The 1,845-nt window shown below is 38.6% G+C and carries 2 protein-coding genes; both read right to left on the bottom strand.

The window, feature by feature from the left end; translation table 11 throughout:
- Window positions 1-163 precede the first annotated feature (163 nt).
- Window positions 164-640, bottom strand: a complete 477-nt coding sequence (locus EGI31_RS15090; protein WP_255037995.1) for a hypothetical protein — start codon at window positions 638-640, stop codon at window positions 164-166.
- 112 nt (window positions 641-752) lie between these two features.
- On the bottom strand, window positions 753-1,058 hold the full coding sequence (locus EGI31_RS15095; RefSeq protein WP_255037994.1) for a helix-turn-helix domain-containing protein: 306 nt from the start codon (window positions 1,056-1,058) through the stop codon (window positions 753-755).
- Between the last annotated feature and the right edge of the window lie 787 nt (window positions 1,059-1,845).

The following is a 1,845-nucleotide window of genomic DNA, read 5'->3' on the forward strand; positions in this document are numbered from 1 at the left end:
GGTTAATGATGTTCATGGCCAGCATAACCTTATTATGCTTTTCATTTATCGCCTCAAAAATCGTCATTATACTGCAGCTTAGTTTGTATAGGTTTCCGGTTGAATATCTTAAACCGAGAAACATTTTTTTTAGGTTAGGTGGGTGTCGCTTTTGACTAGTTTCTTAGGTCAACCTAAACATTTTGTTTAATCGGTATCTTACTTTTTGAAAGATAGTCTCTTGATTGAACTTAGGGGTAGCTATTTTTAGAAAGTAGTAAATATCCCCTCTATTATTAGTAAAGGGATCATTTACGTCTAATTGTTCATCCGCATCAGAGAATGATTTTAACAGGAAGAAAATTCGTTTTTTAATCTCTAAATAGTTTTCGGGTTCCTGCAGAATAAATTTATTCAAATAATCAAACTTGATTTGAATACCAATTTTCCCTAAAAATTGAATTAAATACCAGACGGAATTATCTGTTTTTGGAAACTGATGTGATTCATAAAACTTTTTATAACCCTTTTGAAATACGCTATGGCTTTCATTCTTATCTCCATAAAGCAGTGCCTTAGCCCTTAACGGTTGAAACCTCCCTCCTATCACAAGTTCCGATTTAGCAAAGTTTCTCCTCCATTGTGCTTCTATATTTTGCATGTGCTTTAATATTTTAAATCCGATAAACGACTATTTGAATCTTACATAAATACATATTTACATAAAAACACAATCATGTAAAACCATAAATATGTAAAGTTTATTTATCTTTTCATTTTCCCCCCACCGGGGGGCTAGGGGGGCCTAAATACCCTTCCAAAATCCCAATGGCTTCTCTAATACCAGCCTTATCATGTTTCAAGCTTCTAAGCATATTATCTTCGGTACCAAAGAGATAATTTGCATTAATATCTGGATAAGCTTTGATGAATAGTTCTAAAGTTGAGTAGGTCGGCTTATTCTTCCCGTGGATAATATTCAGTACCTTTTCTGGCCTGCTTTCTCCTACCGCTCTAGCCATCTCAGCAGCCGATAGCCCATAATGATCCATTATGGCTTTGAACCTCTCAGCAATCATATTCTTTAGTATTTATAATACACAAATGTATGTAAATTCTATCAATATGCCGAACTCCCCATTTCGACAACTAAAAAGTTAGGTATGAAAACTCCCAGTAACTACTAACCGGTATACCAATAACCTGTCAACCAGTACCCAATTCACCAATAACTCAATAAGGAGCTTCCCCCATTAAAAGTGCTAATGAAGAAATTGCAGCGGCAATACCCTAAACACTTTTAATGGGGTCGGGCTATCCGCTCATAGTCCTCGCGGCTTCTCCAGCTGTGGGCTAACCGCTACTATCCCTAAGCCAAATCGGTTTTAAGAACACCACCATGCACTTGTCAAACATACTTTATCTTAAATAAAACTCTAGAAAGACAAGAGCATGGCGTTCACTATCGGTCACAGCATCTGTGGTTTTTCCCTTGTCAGTTCGAGCGGTAGTCGAGAACAGTTCGAGAGGAGCGGGCGGCGTACCGTACGAGAACCAAAACCACAGAAGCTGAGTACAAGCCCACCCAGCCCTCGCTTCTGGCTTTGGCCTCTGATTTGAGACATCGCTCAACCAACGCAACAAATCAGTACCAAATCCACCCACGCTCCCACCCCATTATTAAATTGGAATACAAAAGTCCACCACTACACAGCATTTTTTACAATCGATTATTTTCAAAGGTAACAAATGCCGTGTAGCGTTCACTGTCGGTGGCAGCACATGGGCTTTCATTCTCCCTCAGGATAAAGTTTCTCCATAAGCCCATCAGCTGCATCAATTGTTTTTAATTAATCCTTTCACCCT

Origin of the sequence: Lacihabitans soyangensis, from assembly GCF_024343775.1 — a bacterium.
GTDB lineage: Bacteria > Bacteroidota > Bacteroidia > Cytophagales > Spirosomataceae > Leadbetterella > Leadbetterella soyangensis.